Source organism: Haladaptatus sp. T7 (assembly GCF_026008575.1).
GTDB lineage: Archaea > Halobacteriota > Halobacteria > Halobacteriales > Haladaptataceae > Haladaptatus > Haladaptatus paucihalophilus.
The window spans coordinates 83,142-101,695 of the sequence record NZ_BROP01000009.1; the positions used below are offsets into that span (position 1 = coordinate 83,142).

Here is an 18,554-nt window from a genome sequence, read left to right on the forward strand (position 1 = left end):
AAATGAGTACCACTTCGAGATATCCTATAGTACCATGACTCGAACAATCGGCCTCGTTAGTTGCACGAAGTCAAAAAGCGATGAGCCTGCACAACCCAGAGACCTGTATGAACCATCGACGCTCTTCCGGAAAGCCAGTGATTATTGTGAAAGAACGTACGACGAGTGGTATATTCTCTCTGCGAAATACGGTCTCCTCGATCCGGAAGGTCCGCCCATCGAACCGTACGACGAGACGTTGACGAACGCATCTATCGCAACTCGAAGAACATGGGCAGACAATGTAGTCAAAGAACTTGCCGATCGAGGTTTTCTCTGCGATGATACTCATTTGTACATCCACGCCGGAAAAGCCTACTACGGTGAGCTTCTTCCTCGACTCGAAGGCGAATCAGTCAGTATTTCTCTCCCGACAGAAGGACTGATGATCGGAGAAACTCTTGCTTGGTATAACAAGCGACAATGAACCAAACTGACGTTACTGCTCTTCACTGGCTAGATCTCGACTGAAGTTCGTGACGTTCTAACTAATGCAAACACCATCGGGCAACAGCACACATTTAGCCCTCATTGACCAGAGTCCAAATCTGCTCGCTCACTCTATCATAGACCCGATCAATATACCCGCTAAAATCCTCAGTCACCGCTGGAATCGGAAATTCAATCAATGAAAGCGGATACTGATCTACCACCGAATACTCGGTCTCGATATCTCCTCCTTGCTCGGGATAAATCAATGCTCCCGGAACTTCGTGAGCAAACTGGTACGAAACCATCTGATAGAAATCCGAGTTCGATGGACGACCCAATTTCCACTTTGCATCCCCCACAAGCGCTACCTCCTCTTCGGAATCACGAACCAAGATATCGGGCCGAATAGATACCTTGTGCTTTCCATCGGTGACTAAGTTACGAGTCGTCACCTGCAACGCAACGCTCCATCCATCCCGTTCCGCCACCACCTCAGACACTGCTCGCTCGACAGCACGCTCGAAGATCTTGTTCATATCGATCAGCAGGGCAAACGACCGCTGCTTGCCGGTCATGAACTCACGAACGTAGATACTCCGTAGAACAAGCTTCGTTAACCGAAGCAAATCTGCACACTGGGAAATTGGCTAGCATCGTAGGAGCGATAACAGATCGTTGAATCGCCGTAGTATTTGTTTCGTCCCGTTAATAGCTGGGAGGGTAGGTCAATGCTCTCCATCTCAAAATTCTCGAGGTCAATTTGGCTTCGAAGAATTTCTGCACGATGCGATAGGACTTCTTTCGTGGGTCCGAGACCTAAATTCTCCTTCAGCTCGGTCATTCCCTGGTTGAGAGTCAAGAAGAGCCGATCTTCGACCGTATCGAATAGATAGACAACATACAGCCCATCTCGTGGTCCCTCAGCAACGCGACGGTCGAAGACACCGATCCAAGGAATATTCGCCATCCGTCCTTTCCCGCTTGATCCTCTTACTTGCAAATGCTCAGATGTGATTTCGTCGGTCTTTGTCGCATTGTGTTGTAATCGGGTTCGAAATTCCTCTGGCAGTTCAGAATTTATCAACGAGACAACGGAGTGATCCCAGTCCCCCTCTGACTTCGCCTCCGTATAGTGAGTCAGTGCATACTGGACTTTCACATTGAGAGTGGAGCCAGGTATCGGAGGATCTCTGGATGATGTCTTATCAGAAGAACTCTCTAAGTCCTTGATTTGATAGCGACCATTTCCAAGAGCTTCTAATTCATCTGCATCCCGCAACTCTTGAAGTGTTCGCCTGATGGATGCCTCCCAGGTATTGTTCTCCGGAAATTTTTCTTGAACAATGGATTTGGAGAATTCGAGAAAATCCTGCAAGCTGAACTCCTGCGTATCATTCTGGCTGCAGTAGCGCGTAATTTCAGTGCGGATCGTGTCACGCCACTCAGACATATCTCTATCACCTCAATGAGACCTTATGAAGATGGTGTCTGAGATTTTTCCAATACATCTGCTCGTTCTAGCTTCGGTGCTTGAGTCTGTGTTAGTATAATACACTAATATCGAGCGATCCGTACCAACCAGGCGACGAAGTACAGGTCTACGTCTCCGAGACTGATCTCGACAGTGAACATCATGAGAAAGAAAGCCCTATTACGGATGTCCTACAGAATAAAGAGTACCACGATGCCCTCATTTTCGCACCCGGAATAAAAGGAACGTTTGAAAGATGGTCTCGCTAGTTTAGCTTTCAGAATATGTAATTAACATACCTAAATTCACATTACGTGCTATAGTTATGGGTAATAAATTTGGGTTTTCAGACATATCTGTGGGTTAAAATCCGAACTTTTCCGATAGATGTTCTATCACCATCTCTTCACGCTTATCAATGAACTTTACAAAGTTTTCTACTTCGTGAAGATCTGGATCTTGAGGGATAAGATGAGAGTCAAAATATTCTTGATCACGACTTTTTAACCATTCCGCAAAGTCCTTATTCGACTTTTTCATATTCTCTGAATCTGTCAGTAGCTGTTTATTTGCCACACAGTTTTTCAATTCTTCACACTGACGTGCATACTCATATGTTAATCCTTTTTCCTCAATTAAATATTCAGTATCTAATTTACTGCGTGGGAAGATATGGTCTTCATGGAAGGTAGTACTTCCTTTAGCTGGCAAAGGATAGTGAATCAGAGATAGTAGCGAGAACGCTTTACTAGTCTGATCACGCAACAATGTTGAGATCGTTTCTCTATCCAACCCAACTGGACGGCCGCCACCACGAAGTCGTCGATTAATCTCCTTCAGAGGGAAGGTACCCTGCTCAGCATCATTAATAGCTGATCTAGCTTCAATTATTGGTGTTTCTCCAATTGCGAAAGTACCGTTAATAATCATTGATGCTAACCAGAAATGGATATCGTTCCGAGCCTGTTTACCTGTTTTAGATGATTGGCTAAGTCTTTTATTTTCATTATTATGATAGAAAAAATATGCAATCGGAAGCGGAGCGCGAACACTTGTTAGCCGCTGTCCATTATATCCAAATTCGACTAGTAAATCAATCGCTTGGCGGATCGATTCCTGAACCCCCTCCTCCATCCACATTTCCTTCATTTCTATAACATTACCGTGTGAAAATGATGAAAGACTATATCCGGCAGGAATGTCAGAAAGTAGCATCAACCCTCGCAATGCAAAGCTAATATCAAAGTTGAATCCAGCATCGTCATACTGACCGTTGAGGCCATCTACAAAAGAGGTCAATTCCTCACGTGCGTCAAGTTCGGGTTCATTATTAGTCCAGTGCGCGGTGGAAATCGATAATAGAATTTCAGTTTTACTAAGTTGAGTTCCACCCTCATTAGCTCTGATAAAAATATCTAGAACTCTTTCATGATTCTCTTTTGTCTCTGTGTGGTATGATATATTATTAGTTTCGTGAATAGAACTATAGAAATCTGACAAATTAGTGTAAATTTGCTGGAAGTAGCCCTCTTGCCATAACCCTTCTTCCTCCAGCTTTTCCTGGATATGCTTGATTTCCTCATCAATATCTTTATTTGAGGAATATCCGAGAATACGACTAACGTCATACCAATACTCACCAGTTGAGTTAGAGGGATCAGAAAGGAACCGGAAATCGTACCGCATTTGTGGGTCTGTATTTGAGATTGTACTCGGATCGCTGAGCAGATTGAAATACAGTTTCTTTCTAGACCAAGATTCTGGGTCGCGACGACGCTGATATTTCTTTTTCTTTGTATACGATCCACAAAGACCGATATAGAAGGCAGTCAACCGCTGTTGACCGTCCAGAACTAGACTAAGTTTGTTAGGAAGTTTATCAAATTTTTCATCAATCTTCGGGTTCCTAAATGATCTGTCCGAAAAACTCGGGGGATGCACACCATCTTCAATATAATGCTTAATAAAACGATATTTAATCTGCTCACGAGCAAATGTATCTCGAACTTCCCAAAACAAGAGCGATCCAATCGGATATCCTTGCATGATTGAATCAAAGAGTTGTCTAATCTGACTCTCAGACCAGACAAATTCTCGCTGTATTCCTGGCAGAAACATCCCTTCATTAAGATCTTTGACTACGTTTGCGATGGTAGTTGACTGGGAAGACATTTATCGATAAATAGTCTCTATTTTGAGTCCGTATAAATATTAATAAGTCGAAAAGTACTCTCCAAATAATTTTCACCAATATAGAAAATTTATTTTATATATAATGCTATATCATATCTTATTTTATATAATAAACAATTAAAATAAAAATAATCTTAGTATAGTGTCACTGTCTAGATAAAGACGAGCAGGTCGAAGAGCTAGTTGTTCATGCTACTCTCAACCCTGCTCAAAGAGAGTTTAGACACGTCTGCGCTTGAATGTTGGGAGCGTGAGCAGACGGCGACGTTAACGAGACGCGTAGCGTCTCGTTTGCACACCAGAAGTCTCCGATTTCTGGGGGGCGCCCGTCAGGGCGTTCGCCGTCCGGCTCCACGCGACCGGGTGTTCTCTCAGAGAAACAAAAGCGATCCTCGCGCTCCTCGGCGTGAAGCGGTCGCATCAAGCAATCTTTCACTAGGTCCATCGAATTGCTGACAGCGTTTCGGACCCGCCGTCGGCGACGCCGACGAGGGTCGCGGTCGACGAAACCGCTGTCAAGATCAACGGTGAATGGTCTTGGGTGTACGCTGCAATCGACACCGAAACAAAACTGCTGCTCGATGTCAAAGTGTTTGATCGGCATGGTACCGACCAAGCGGCTGCGTTTCTATCTGGACTGGCCGAGAAACATGATCTCTCAGACGCTGTGTTTCTCGTCGATGGCTACGACTATCGGACTATCCTCTTTCGAATTGGGTTGCGCGGTCGGCTCGATTACACAGATCGAAACCTGATCGAAAAATGGTTTCACACACTCAAACAGCGCATCGACCGCTTCTATACGTCGTGGGTGGGCAGTCAGCCGAGCGCCCAGCGGTGGTTTGAACAGGCTTCCGACTGCTTCGACAAATTCCGATGATCCTGTTACCCGAATATCGGAGATTTCAGTTGGATAATTGCTCCCAGTGAAGTCATTGGGTTTCTCGACAACAGATTCCCGAATCTCTTGTTCAGATGCCTCATCCGACCACTTAGCTATTCGACTGATTGCCGCTTCACTACATGCCCAGCATCGGTTGTGGGGAGTTGCTCTAACTGAGTCACATTACCGAATTCTGTGTGAAAATATTTGAACCTCATGTGCCTTATCGCCCGATTACTCCTGCCCTTTTAAGTACATCCCTGCGACGACGTGCGGAGGCTCTTCCTGCTCCTCCGCCCATTCCTGCCGCTCGTCGTATTTTTCTTGTAGATTGTACCGAGAGACGATCTCCCGAACAGCCGTCACCAGCTCTTCACCTGTGACCTCCTCGTTACGCAGGTCCCTGAATTCGTTGAGGATCTGATCTGCCGACACAGTCTCAACAATGTCCTGGAACTGTGCCAGTGTCCGCTGTTGATCGGTGTTTTCGACGGACGATGCCACCTCTCCGAGCTCATCAACGACATACTCCCGATCAATACTCGCGCCTTGACGAGCTTCTCGCTGGAACTGCCGACGCTTGCCCATATCATTTCCGAACTCCGTCCGCGCAACCTGCACCGCCCGTTCGTACCTGGTGTCGAACGTCTGTGCACCAACCGACGCAACCGGCTCGTCGATGGGACAGGAGATGGTTTGGACGATGGTGTCTTTCTCCTGTGATGCGAGATCTTGACCGCCTTCGTTCGGGAATGTAACGAGGTACGGATTTGTGTAGTCCCCTTGCCGGTAGACAATGACGACTCCATCGTACTCTCGGTCCCACTCCATAGCACTCCGAATCCCGTCGCGGTCTTCTAACCAACTGAGGAGGTCCGGATACTTCTGCCTGAGATCCTGGAGGCTACTAGTGGGGCCGATAAGATCGTCACTGCCGATGATCTCATTCACGTCGTCTTCGACCTTCTCGATGTCCTCCTCGGCGTAAATGTCCTCCATGTACGACCGGTTCACGTTATCTTCTGGACTCAGTATCTCTCCATCTTCGCCGAGGATGTTACTAATCTCTTGGACACGGGATCCAACTCGATCAACGATTCCGAGCTCTTCTTCGAGTTCTGTTTCCGGCAGGAAATTGAGCGCATAGATGTGGTCGTGTTCGCTCCCGAGGCGGTCAACACGACCGATCCGCTGAATTAGACGCAGTGGGTTCCAATGCAAGTCGTAGTTGATTACTAAATTCGCATCCTGGAGATTGACCCCCTCTCCAGCGACGTCAGTGGCAAACAACACGTCAATCTCTTCACTCGGGTCGATTTTATTACGCGCATCATTCGCTTCAGGGGCGAAGCGTTGGATGATTCCCTCCACGTTCGAGGTGTCACTCGTCGCACTCGCAAACCGAACGCCATCAGAGAGCAGCCCTCGGTATTGGAACTGTTCGAACGCAGCTTCCAGATACTTCACCGTGTCAGTAAACTGTGTAAACACGATAAGCTTCTCAGAGCGGTCACCGCGCTCAAGGAGATCGTGAGACCCGACGCGGAGATTTCCGAGCAGTTGTCGGAGTTGTTCGACCTTGTCATCCATCGCGTAGTCGTTTTGGATGTCTTGATGGAACGGCTCCAGCGTGGCTTGCAGATCTGAAAGGAGCTGGATGTCAGTCTCAAGATCGATTTTTAGGTCGTTGAGATGGAAGGCTTCCGTTTGATACGCCGCGTACTCTCCATTCTCAACCATTCCGTCAATCTGCTCAAGGATGTAGTCGATTTGCTCCCCACTGTTGATGAGTTCGGAGACGTCGCTCCCGACAGCAACCGTCCCTTCGTCGAGGAGGTCTCGAAACAGCCGGTAACTCTGAAGCATCCGAGTAAGAGATGTGTAGAAGGCATGGACACTGCTTTCCAACCGTTTCAGAAGGTTGGACTTCATTAAGCCCCGAATGCTCTTCCCCATCGAGGAGAGATTCTGATATGGGTCCTGATTCGCGTATCCTGTTTTCAGGTACTCTTCCTGCCCCAGCGAGTACCGAGCGAACGTGAGGTCCTCCAGTGTCTCCACAATCGCATCGTACAGTGAATCATTGACGCCGTCCGCCGTTGAGTACGTCTCGTGCAGATCGTAATCAACAGTCTGTAAGTGCCGATCCGGGAGGTACCGACGTTCACCACCCATCTGAAGGTACAGCCGGCCATCCTCGTCTTCCGCGCCGTATTGGTTGATGATGTCCTGCCGAGTCCTGCGGACCATCACGTGGCTGAGAAGGTTCGAGAGGTCAGTTTCGTCATTCTCCGCCATCTTCATGAAGTCGTAGAGGTTGGGGGGCGTAATCGGAATCGGCGTGATGTCCTCAATGTGGAAGAGCTTGATCTGATTGTAGACGTCCCAAGCGCTCTTCGTATACGGCGTCGCAGTCAGGAGGATCGTCTGATTGACCGTGGGAAGGAACGACTGCAGATTGTCGTAGCGATGCGTATCGTCGTTCCGGAAGTGATGCGCCTCGTCGACGAGACACACAGTTGTGTCGTCGTGCTCCTCCAAGAGCGTCTCGTGGAAGTCTTCCTTCGAAACCATCCCTAGGCTGACCACCTCCGCGTTGAAGTTGTACTGCTTGTTGACCATCCGCTCCCACATCGGTTGCAGATGCTTTGGCGAAATGATCAACATCTTCCCCTTGTTGCCACGGAGCCGGTTCCGCGCGTGGAAGTGTTCGAGGAGGCCGAGACCAACGAACGTCTTCCCCATTCCAACGACGTCGGAGACGAGGACACCATCGTACTTATTGGCGATACGAATGCCGCGATTCACTGCCCACTGTTGGAACTCGTAGAGGTCATCATACACGTCGAACGACTGGAGATAGTCCTCAGCGGTCTCCAGCGTCTCCTTATAAAGCTCGTAGAGGATCTTCGTGTACACCAGATACGGCGCTGGGAGACCAGTACCGCTGCTGACCTCACGGAGCGTCTCAGTCGTGTCGTCCGGGAGTGAATCTCCCGGAAGTGCCGGCGGTTCGTCGTCCGTTGAGACGTGTCCGGGATTGTTTGAAACCCACGAGTCCTCAAATGTGTCCAGCAGGTCCTCATCAAACTCAACCGCTTCTTCCCAGAGGGCGTCGAACCAGTTCTGCAGTTGCTTGACCTTCTCATTGTAAACTGGCGCGTTGAGTTCGGTGTTACTATGGAGGCCACTTAGGCTCAAGTTGGACGACCCAATCACACCAACCCCTTGTGGAGAGAAGATGTCACCGTCGTCCTTTTCAAAGAGATATGCCTTCGCATGAAACCGCTCTTGGAGATAGAGCCGCGGTTTGATCTGACCCCGTTCCAGCCAGTCAACCAGTTTTGAGAAGAACGCCTGATTTTCGACTGAGGGATCCTCGTAGAGAACTTGTTTTGAATAATTTTCCGCGGTCTCAGCACGTATCTCCGGCCGTTCACTCCACTTGACGTTGCTAGCCTGCTGGAACTGTGTTCCAGCGAGTCGGAGGTTTTTATTGGCCTCCACGAGTTCATCCAGTCCCTGCTGATTCGGGTTCCCCATCATTATCTGGAGCGACCCACCTCGATCTAGAAATTTGTCTAGCTCGGGACGGAGGCGCTTTAACCCGCTCATATAGAGATAGCCGACCGCGATCCGGATTCGGTCGACATCATCTCTCGCCAACCCAGATTTCAGAACATCATCAAGGCGAGAATATTGATCATTGTCGATGATCCCTAGTTCCATACACCGGTCAGACACAATAATTGCAGATGATTGTTTTGGTCGGCGTTCTCTCTGATTTGCCTGCCGCTTTCCGCGAAAGATCTCAGCGACGATTATAAATCGGAGCCTATCCGGTATATTAATGATGGGTTTCAATTCGACAAGTATCCATCCTTAGAAGAACGGGTTTCTGTATCAACGGATGAGAAGGCGATGCTCGTGTGGGGAGAAGCATCCAGATCGAACGATGCTTCCCTGCTCGGATTTACATACAATTATCCGGGTGAATTCGAAGATTTCACCGAGACCGACGAACTGCAGATGATGCAGAAGTTCGCCCATGGTAACCACGTGCCCCTACTGTGGAATGGAAAAGGCCGATTTGACTCTAGGAAGCTCGAAGTGGGACAGGTAACTGAGTAGTCCGATGGTGAACCCCGTGTCAATCGGGAGCGGTTAGACCTAGATCGTGGGGCGTCAAGATTCCAAGAATACTTCGGGACCGACTATAAGCAAATGGGAACCAGCAAAGCCAAGAACAAGCGAACGGTAGGTGGGTTCCACGACTGGAGCAGGGCCAATCTTCCTGAGCGGTTCAAAAAGCAGGATCTCGATATTGTTCTCACATCCGATGGCGTGAAACCGCAATATCTGATTGAACTGCAACGGAGCTACATCGATCTCGACAGATGGGCCCCATTCAAAGATGATCTGCGAAATTACGTGAAATTACGTATTGCAGGTAAAGAGTGCGACCGGATCAGATGCCGTCCCACTGATCGCTTATCAGAACAAAGAAACGATTGGCGATGATTCCAAGATGACATCGTTCAAGATCAACAACATCAACACTGATGCGGGCGGACCAAACTGGATCAACACGGACAAGGAGGACAGTATCACCGCCGCCGGGTTCAAGCGGCGGCTTCTCGAAGGCGATCTCAGGGTATAACCGTCTCCACCGCGGTCGAATGACCACATTGTGGGGCATGTTACCCTTAGACGCTATCAGCCTTTGAAATTCGCTGACTAACGAGTTCAAGGGTTCCTTCGTACACCTGTCGATGAGTATCTTCGTCGAAGCCGAACAAGTCCTGGATAACAAGTCGATCCAGTTCCAGACGATCATCTGCAACAGAATCAAACGACAATTCAGCTGGTGTCGACGTCCCGAGTTCGTCGAATATGGACGAGACGCTCCTCGTTCCGAGCGTTTCAAACTGCTCGGCGATTTTAGCCTTCAAATTCCTATCGACCTCTTCAAGCGGTGGGATAAGTGTGGCCTTGTGGTCATCGGTTGCAATGTCCAGCGCCCCTTGACCTAGGTTTACGCGGCCGTTTACCTCACAGGAGAGCGTCCCATAGGTGGAGTTCAATACGCCGGCAAGGAATCGCCGATTATGCTCCTCGCCAGGGACCTCAATCCCGTGAAGGCGGTCATCAATCCACGTCCGCTGTTCGGGGAACCAGTAGACGTGACGCGTGTTGATGTTCTTCATCGGAAGGACATCGCCTCGCTGTAGGTCCTCTGTGAGGTCGTACCAGTCAATACCACGTCCCGAGACAGATGATGGGAACCCAGTCCGCTTTCTCCCCAGATCATCCTGACTGGGATCGTACGTTTCGCCCCATTCGACATATTCGTTAATGTCTCCCTTGAGATCTGATTTGGGATCGTCTATCACGAGCAGGTACCGGAGTCCTTTCCCAAGTTCTAGTGAATCGAGGCCGAAGATCGTCGTGTCGAACGATTTTGAGGTCTTCAGCACGAGATTCGGTTCCCATCCATCGTCAGTTTGGTGCATCCAGTATTCCTTGGGGATGTGCATCTCCGTTTCGTAATCCTCGTCCGGCCATTCCCCGGTCGACTGCAGAACAAGATTTTCTCCCTCCCGACGTGCGTCGTAGTATTTGCTCGGAAGATAGAAGAACTGATTCGCGCCAGTACGAGTTCCTCGCCGGATCGTGCACTCATCGCCGAGCCGAGACAGCGGCCGGTCGGTTTTCCCAGCCAACTCGAAGAACACCGTCGGTGCACGGGTGTACTTCCCCCACTTCCCGGAGCTGTACCTGCCTTGCGGAATTGCCTCTTCGTCACCGTTACCGGTGAGGGCGGTTGTGCCCGCCCCAAGTCGCCAAAGAGCGGCGGCCGACAGTTCAACCGACCTCCAAGAATCCCGATTTCGTACGAGGAGATCGTTTTCTTGGAACGATAGGGTCTCCGATTCCTTTTCGTCACCAACGAGTACACTATTTAATGTCTCGATGTCTACAAATTGGCTGTACGGATCGTAAACCGAGACGAAGCTGGGCCGGCCGGCAAGTCGTTCCGGCGACTCTTTATTAATTATTGATATGATTGTGTTAACGTCTGCCTCTTCGAACGTCCGCTGTGAGCGGTTTTCTAGAATGTATTTGACATTTCCCTGTGTGAGGAGGAACTCTTGGAGCCGGACGCCGTAGTCGACGTCCAGCCAAGAATTTGATGTGACAAACGACAGTGTCCCACCTTTACGGAGAAGGTCCATCGATCTGAAGTAGAAATACAGATACAGATCACTGGTCTTGTAAGGCTTAACATCAAAACGGGTCTCAACGAACTCACGCAGATCATCTTTATATTCAGACTTGAGATCACTGATCTCATTTGAGGATAACTCCTCTAGGCGGGTTGGGTTGATTCCCTGATCGATAATGTCCTCCTGTCGCACATATGGCGGATTCCCGATTACGACATCGAACCCCCCGCCGAGCAGCACTTCGGGATAGTTCAGTTCCCAGATGAAGTCAGTGAACTTATCGGCCAAGATGCGCTCGCGCAACATCTCCAGTTGTTCGATCTGTGCTTCGGCCTCCGCGGCGGACTGCTGAGATGACTCCGTCGCCCCTCCGCCCAGCGTGCTTTGTGTCGTTGCAGCGCCTTCCAACGACTCAACCCTGTCGTCGATGTACGCAGTTAGCAGCTCTCTCTGTTTTTCTTCGATAATCGCTTGGTCTTCAATGTTTCCCTGAAAGAATCCATCTTTCGCCGCTTCAAGTTCCTGCAATTTCTTGAAGACATCCTCAGTTGCGTCCCTTCGAATCTCCTCGAACGATGGCAATTCGATGGATCCCGCCGACTGGATGAGGCTGTCGCCGGTATACAATTTAAACGAAAAGTTCGGGAGAACAGGCCTCTCGTCAGGGAGTTCGTCTTCACCTTGAATCAGCGAGAGCCAAAGACGAAACTCAGCAACGCGGACTGCCCAGCCTTTGATGTCGACACCATGTAAATTTTCATTGATAATCCGCTCTTTTAGGTCGTAATCGGGGGTCTCGCCCAACTTCCGATACAGTTCAGTGAGGACCTGCTTCATCCCTACGAGGAATGCTCCGCTTCCACATGCAGGATCAACGATATTCAGTTCTCGTATAGCGTCCAAGAGTTCTTCTCGTTCATTATCCGTCGTGGCATCCCATTTATGTGGTTCAGTGAATACAAACTCGACGAGCTGACGGACATCGAGGGAAGAAAATTCGGCGGATCGAGTGGCGAGTTGTTCGTAGACAGCCACCCGGCACATCATGTCAACTTCCGTACGTGGGGTATAGAAGATACCTGCCTCACCGCGTTCCTGCTCGGCAATCAGGGACTCGTAAATCTTTCCGAGCATCGCTGGATCGACGGCGACGTCGATGTCGTAAGGGCTCTCTTCGGTGACTGTGAAGTTGTACTGTTCGAGGAACTCTTTGGTCACCGACTTTAACGCGGAGTCTGATAGAAACGTGTCGCGTTCGTCCTCCTCAGTCGGCTGGAAGAGCCCACCGTTCATGTACGGGAGTCCCGCAACGGCGGACTCGACCTCAGTAGGGAGATCAGCATTGATTTCTCCTCCTTCCGGGCTGTTCATACCGTCGAAGAACAGCGCCGAGAGCCACTTCTCGTGGAACACGTCTTCCTCGTCAGACTCTTCGTACTGCTCGTGGAACCAGCGGACGAAGTTCTTCCGGTCACCGATCCAGCCCTTTTTCTGGAGGTAGTAGAAGAACATTAACCGGTTGAGCATCGTATGCGCATACCGGTCAGCGTCCTCGATCTCCAGTCCCTTCCGGCGGAGCTCCTTACTTAGTGTGTCGAAGACTCTTTTGTAGTTCTCGTAGAAATCTTCGGTAATGGGCTTGACTCGGAACGCCTCGTCGATTCGCTCGGCCAGTCGACCCTTGCTTGCATCCATACTCGACAGCGCATTGGCGACGGTGCGGTGGGTCTCACCTTCACCGAGCGTGTACCTTCGCAATACGGGTCGACCGGTCGTGATGTCCTCAGTGCCTTCTTCGTAGGGAGTAACGAGGTGCCAGATGTCCTCGTCTGGCGCATGGAATACAGTCAGGAAGGAGCCGTCGATGGCCCAGCCACTCGTTCGGTCCGTCCGAGTGAGGCTCTGGATAGCGTTCCGTTCGGCTGTTCGAGTCAGCTTCTCCAGCTCGACGTAGATGACGCGGAAGTTCCCCGATTCAGCGAAGAGACGGGCAGCGTTCGCCCGAGTTGTGTTCGGCCACTCGTAGACAGGAATGTCCTGCCAGGTTGCGTCACCCAGAGGCGACGTCGTTTCTTCGAAGTTGAGTACCTGAACGAAAAGGTCCTGGAAGAATTGGGTTGCCGCCTCCCCAGTGGATCGGTAATCACGTTCAAATTCGTCCAGGGAGAGGTCCTCGTCTAAACGCCGACGGATTTCCTTCGTTTGCTCGTCAGTCATGGATATTGAGTTTAGTGAAAATATCTGATTGTACGAGGTAGATGGCCATATGGCACTATGCTCATTCACCCAACTTAAATGTTGATTTGAATCAAAAGAACCCTAACATCCTGGCCGTGTCCTAAACTCGTCTAGAGTAACCCCATGAAAATGAGCACACCCAAGATACCCATACATGTCACAAGTGATGCGCAGTTCACAGATAGTCTTGGTCAAGACAAAACGCTATCGGGAAGTTGGGACACGACCGCCCGTTCACTTTTACGCCTCAGTCAACTGTTCGATTGATCCTCGACTAATCTGGTCGATGCAGGACGTTGGAGATTCTGGTCTCTTCCAAACTGGAGTCGGACGTTTAATATATTTAAACAACTAGGTTAAAATTCTGTATTTCGACCGTGACCTCTCGCCACTGGCTCACACTCGGTGGTCGACCAAATCTGCTCGCTCACTTAATCGTAAACCCGACCAATACACTTGCTAAATTCCTCAACCACGTCGGAATCTCGAATCAGAATATCGGGTCCTATAGAAATGCCAGGCTTTCCATTGGTGATCACGTTACGATCGTCGCCAGAGATACAACACTCCATCCAGCTTCTCTACCTCTTCCGAAAACTAGTTGTAAAAGATCACCATCGAAAACGAAAGTTTCAACCAGTATCATCGTTCTTTTCCTCTAAATGACCAAGCTCTATTTTCATCCAGTCAATGATCAGTGGTATTCTCACTTCGAGCGGACAGTCAAAACACCACTTGACCTTTCTGCCGCCGAAGGACTACCTACTACATTAAATCATCTCGACGAAGCACGCGTCTGGGGAACGACATATGAAACCAAAAAGGACCGCTACCACGAGGATATTGAATCAGGTGACATCGTTCTGTTCTCTCAGGAGGGCAAATTTTTCGCTGCAGGTCGTATTCAACATGCCTTTCGAAGCCGCGAATTCGGAGAGTGGGCATGGAATAATGCGGATAGCGAGCTCGTGTATACACTGACGGACTTTGAAGAGATTTCGATCCCGACGAATGCTATCACGGACCTACTTGGATACAGTGGTGGATTCCGTGTTCAGGGGTTCATGCGACCCACGAAACAGAGACTGCAGAAATTACGTTCGGAATTCAGCTCCATCAACAAGGCGTTCAAAACCCTCAAGGAAAAATACTCCCAGACCAGCGTCGATGGGGGACAAGAAACACTCGTCGGCGAATACGAGACAGAGACAGCCACAGAGACCAATCCCGATATAAAGACGAAAAATATACTCGAAGACGACTCCGTCACTGATACTGCTCCCTACTACTGGGTCAACCAGAGCCACGAAGAACTCGAAGCAGGCTATCTCCAAGCCCCTCGAACCAGTTTCCCGAACTACGACCTCCAGAAACTCGAAATCGACGATATCGTCTTCAACTACGTTGACGGTGAGATCGTTGGATACTCGAAAGTCACTCAATCAGCGTATCTTGTCGCAGACGAGGATGAAGAGAAACGACGAGTAGACATCGATGTTCACCTCTTCGATACCCCTCTCCAATTCGTCGATGTCTTTCCGTACCTCTGGCGAGAGGATGTGCGACTCGAGAAGTACTACCCGATCAATCGGGCGGGCGTCAATCAGCAATATCTGTTCAATTTGAGCAAAAAGGCAGGGGACTATCTACTCGAGAAGGGCAACGAGGCTGAGTCACTCTCCCATCCCGACCATCCACTCATCACGCATATTCAAAATACACACCCCTCCGTCTACAAGGTTACATCACCACCGGACTACTGGCTAACAGCCTACGAACACGCTGCTGTGGGCTTGGAGGACGGCGACCAACACCACTGGTCGGACATCGAAGCTGGCGACGTTCTTATTTTCCACTCACGGGAAAGTCCAAGCCGGAGCGAACTCGCCGACCAGGAGAGTTGCATTCTCGGTGCTGGCATCGTCCGAGCAAAAACGACCAAACCCGAGGATGAAGCATGGTGGCACGACGAACACAAAACCGGGACAGACGGCAAGAGACACTCTAATCTGATCACCTTCGAACGGCTGTACCTCACTGGCAACTTCGACGCGATCGATCACACACAGCCACTGACGGCAAAAGCACCCACGACGATCGACAACGACCTCGAGGCACTCACCGCAAATGCACTCAGCTTCAAGAAAGCAGATTCCATCTGTAACCAAGCCGCTGGAAGTGGATTCCCCCGCCATCGCGCAATCGAACCTCTCGGGGCAGTCGACGACCATGCCAAAGCACTCGCGCTAGCAGATGCACTCGCTGACCACCTCGAAGAAGTCCCACCAGTAGCACTCCACAAATCCTTCACTGGTGACATCGACAACAGCACCCTCAAGGGACTCTACTTCCCCAACAACCACGGTGAATCCATCCTTGCTCAAATTGAGGGTGCTCTTCGCTCCGGGAAACACATCATCTTCACCGGACCGCCCGGAACGGGGAAGACCGAAATCGCTCGCCGTGTCGCCGAATACCTCGCAGAGCAATACCCGTACCTCTACACTGGCTCGCAGCTGACGACCGCCACCTCGGATTGGTCGACCTTCGACACCGTGGGCGGATATATGCCCACTGAAGACGACACTGACTCGGGCAACAACCTCGAGTTCACACCAGGACTCGTTCTCAATCGCTTCAAATCACGACGAACGAATACCCAGAAGAACGACTCACTCGTCATCGACGAACTCAACCGGGCCGATATCGACAAAGCATTCGGCCAACTGTTCACCGTTCTCTCGGGGCAGTCCGTGCAACTCCCATATACCAAGGATGGAGAGGAAATTGACCTCGCACCAGCCAACGGAAACGCTCTCTCAGACCCTCACGAATACCGAATTCCCGAGTCGTGGACGCTGTTTGCGACACTCAATACCTACGATAAGACGTCGCTGTACGAGATGAGCTACGCCTTTATGCGTCGCTTTGCGTTCATTCGCGTTCCCGAACCCGACCTTGTAGACCTCGATGACAACGACCTCCAGTCACTCCTGGAAGCGTACACGGACGCGTGGAGCATCCACACGACAGACTTCGACGCCGCCCACTCAACACCCTTGCTTGACGTTGGACACGTCTGGCAGGCCGCCAACGGCGCTATCGATGACCGTGCTATTGGTCCCGCCGTCGTCAAAGACATCATCGCCTATCTCACCGAAACTACTGCCCTCGAGTGGGAACAACGACTCACCCAGGCAGTTATCAGCTACATCCTCCCCCAACTCGAAGGCGTCCCGAAACGCAAACAGGTCGTGACCGAACTCGCAGCCGTCGATCGAATCGACAAACAACTGCTCGACACGGCAGCACGCGATATGCTCCAAGTGAGCGTTACTCAGAGCGATGGATAGAGACGACCTCCTCGACCAACTGACCGAGGACATCCTCGCCTACGTGATGCACGGGGCGTTCCCAGAGCGGGAGTTCGCGAGTGCCATCAAACCCGATGCACTCGACGAGCGTTTCACCGAGTACGAACTCCTCTTGGATCTCCACTTCATCCTCTCACCGGACGTCATCGAATTCGTTGAACAACTCCCCCAACGCGTTCGCAACCTGCAGACCGATACCGAGTCGGTCACCCGGACGAGACGCGGGACGATCGATGGGAAGATCAACTGGAGTGCCACAATCAAACAGCGCTATGCACAGAACCCCGGCGATCGATCAATGTTCGTCTGCGATAATCGAACCGAGGATTACGATACTGACGAGAATCTGGTGTTCAAGCGTGTCGTGGCCATCATCTACGAGACGCTTCGAGAAGCGGACGAGTATCTCCAGAAAGAGTATGCGTGGGTGAACGACCGGTGGGATGCAACGCTCGTCAATCATCTCCGACGAATCGTCGAACAGAACGTCCACGTCCGCCGGATTCGCAAACCAAAGGCCTACGAACCAACCGACCGGATGGTCAACACCGCCTCCGAATCACGCCATCCCATTTACCGTGATGCGGCAGCCCTGCTCGAACAACGTCGCCGACTGTTCGAGGGCGACCGAGAGCAACTCGAGACATTGCTCACCGAGACGGCAATCACACCGGACGATGACGAAACACTGCTCGAACTCTTCGTCCTCTTTCGCTTCATCGCAACCCTCGAGGAGCTCCACGAGACGAACGCCCAATTCGAGACGATCAAAACCGGTCGGCAAGAAGTCGCCCAACTCACGAACGACAAGGGAACTGAAATCGCAGTCTATCACGACAACTCTGCTTCCAAGCGCGGTCTCTCGTTCCGCGCATTACCAGATGGTGACCAAGACGGGCTGTCTAGAACCGAGAAAGTACACACCACTGGCTTCGATATTGCAAACGACTACTTCCAAGACCGATCATTCCAGACACACACTGGACGCCCCGATATTATCGTCCTTGAAATCACCCACCCAGACGGTGAGCAAGACTACCTCATCACCGAAGTCAAAAACAGCACGAACACGAAGACGATTCGCCAGGGAATCAAGGAGACACTCGAATATCTCGCCTTCCTCCAGCAGGACGACGAATTCGTCTACGGTGATGGAGTAGTCACGGACGGTTATTTCGGTGATGGTTGGAACGGGCTCTTAGTCATCCAAGATCTCATTGAGGAGACCGCGTCGCTCGAAGAACAAGATAACGAAATCAAAATTTTGCAGGCCTCGGAAATTGAAGGTGAGCTTTCGACTGTTCTCAGCCGGTTCTTCTAACTGTGATACATAATCATATTTCAATCCTACGAGTTCCGGAGTAATCCGATGGGAGGACTGATCTCGACAGCGAATATCACGGGAAAGAAGGCACCGTCACGGATGTCCTGCAGGACACTCTCGGAGACGAGGCTGGGCGCGAACTTGACTCCTACAGCTACCGCATCGAAACCGGTAGCGAGGAAATCGATGTCTGGTTCCGGCATCGCGATTTGGTGCCTGTATCACAGTAACCAATCACCGATACTCCACTGCAATGGCCAATAACGAAACCAAACCTACGTGGCCACAGATCCGAGATGCACTCGAAGTTAACGAGGATCGCCTTTGCAGTGTGTAGCTCACGGGCAGCTTTGTCAAACTGGGATCATATTTA

At 50.5% G+C, this 18,554-nt stretch carries 9 protein-coding genes and 1 pseudogene; 5 read left to right on the plus strand and 5 right to left on the minus strand.

What is annotated here, in order from left to right; all coding sequences use genetic code 11:
• Positions 1-34 precede the first annotated feature (34 nt).
• Positions 35-466: a DUF6884 domain-containing protein gene (locus OPC11_RS20300; protein ID WP_264783171.1), complete on the plus strand. Its 432-nt coding sequence runs from the start codon at positions 35-37 to the stop codon at positions 464-466.
• Positions 467-560: 94 nt separating this feature from the next.
• Here OPC11_RS20300 and OPC11_RS20305 read toward each other — a convergent pair whose 3' ends face one another.
• The 3 genes from OPC11_RS20305 to OPC11_RS20315 form a co-directional block, all read right to left on the minus strand.
• Positions 561-1,046: an McrC family protein gene (locus tag OPC11_RS20305; RefSeq protein WP_264783172.1), complete on the minus strand. Its 486-nt coding sequence runs from the start codon at positions 1,044-1,046 to the stop codon at positions 561-563.
• 38 nt (positions 1,047-1,084) lie between these two features.
• Positions 1,085-1,921, minus strand: coding sequence for a DUF3578 domain-containing protein (locus OPC11_RS20310; protein ID WP_264783173.1), 837 nt, complete (start codon positions 1,919-1,921; stop codon positions 1,085-1,087).
• 384 nt (positions 1,922-2,305) lie between these two features.
• Positions 2,306-4,114 carry a DUF262 domain-containing HNH endonuclease family protein gene (locus OPC11_RS20315; protein ID WP_264783174.1) on the minus strand — a complete coding sequence of 603 codons (1,809 nt, stop codon included), beginning with the start codon at positions 4,112-4,114 and terminating at the stop codon, positions 2,306-2,308.
• A gap of 210 nt (positions 4,115-4,324) precedes the next feature.
• Between OPC11_RS20315 and OPC11_RS20320 the strand changes: the two are divergent.
• Positions 4,325-5,015: pseudogene (locus OPC11_RS20320) on the plus strand (IS6 family transposase).
• Positions 5,016-5,252: 237 nt separating this feature from the next.
• Here OPC11_RS20320 and OPC11_RS20325 read toward each other — a convergent pair.
• Positions 5,253-8,747, minus strand: coding sequence for a helicase-related protein (locus OPC11_RS20325; protein ID WP_264783175.1), 3,495 nt, complete (start codon positions 8,745-8,747; stop codon positions 5,253-5,255).
• A 799-nt stretch (positions 8,748-9,546) separates the two neighbouring features.
• Here OPC11_RS20325 and OPC11_RS20330 point away from each other — a divergent pair.
• Positions 9,547-9,678: a hypothetical protein gene (locus OPC11_RS20330; protein ID WP_264783176.1), complete on the plus strand. Its 132-nt coding sequence runs from the start codon at positions 9,547-9,549 to the stop codon at positions 9,676-9,678.
• A 46-nt stretch (positions 9,679-9,724) separates the two neighbouring features.
• Here OPC11_RS20330 and OPC11_RS20335 read toward each other — a convergent pair whose 3' ends face one another.
• Positions 9,725-13,462, minus strand: coding sequence for a DNA methyltransferase (locus OPC11_RS20335; RefSeq protein WP_264783177.1), 3,738 nt, complete (start codon positions 13,460-13,462; stop codon positions 9,725-9,727).
• Between the two features lie 683 nt (positions 13,463-14,145).
• Here OPC11_RS20335 and OPC11_RS20340 point away from each other — a divergent pair.
• A complete protein-coding gene (locus tag OPC11_RS20340; RefSeq protein ID WP_264783178.1) occupies positions 14,146-16,836 on the plus strand; it encodes an AAA family ATPase in 2,691 nt (896 codons plus the stop codon).
• Entirely contained in the window at positions 16,829-18,178 is a 1,350-nt protein-coding gene (locus OPC11_RS20345; protein WP_264783179.1) for a hypothetical protein, read from the plus strand. Before OPC11_RS20340 ends, OPC11_RS20345 begins: the two co-directional genes overlap by 8 nt.
• Positions 18,179-18,554 lie beyond the last annotated feature (376 nt).

Bases quoted from the DNA above. Each gene is read 5' to 3' on its own strand.
- OPC11_RS20300 (WP_264783171.1), top strand. From the start codon at position 35: ATGACTCGAACAATCGGCCTCGTTAGTTGCACGAAGTCAAAAAGCGAT.
- OPC11_RS20305 (WP_264783172.1), bottom strand. From the start codon at position 1,046: ATGACCGGCAAGCAGCGGTCGTTTGCCCTGCTGATCGATATGAACAAG.
- OPC11_RS20310 (WP_264783173.1), bottom strand. From the start codon at position 1,921: ATGTCTGAGTGGCGTGACACGATCCGCACTGAAATTACGCGCTACTGC.
- OPC11_RS20315 (WP_264783174.1), bottom strand. From the start codon at position 4,114: ATGTCTTCCCAGTCAACTACCATCGCAAACGTAGTCAAAGATCTTAAT.
- OPC11_RS20325 (WP_264783175.1), bottom strand. From the start codon at position 8,747: ATGGAACTAGGGATCATCGACAATGATCAATATTCTCGCCTTGATGAT.
- OPC11_RS20330 (WP_264783176.1), top strand. From the start codon at position 9,547: ATGACATCGTTCAAGATCAACAACATCAACACTGATGCGGGCGGACCA.
- OPC11_RS20335 (WP_264783177.1), bottom strand. From the start codon at position 13,462: ATGACTGACGAGCAAACGAAGGAAATCCGTCGGCGTTTAGACGAGGAC.
- OPC11_RS20340 (WP_264783178.1), top strand. From the start codon at position 14,146: ATGACCAAGCTCTATTTTCATCCAGTCAATGATCAGTGGTATTCTCAC.
- OPC11_RS20345 (WP_264783179.1), top strand. From the start codon at position 16,829: ATGGATAGAGACGACCTCCTCGACCAACTGACCGAGGACATCCTCGCC.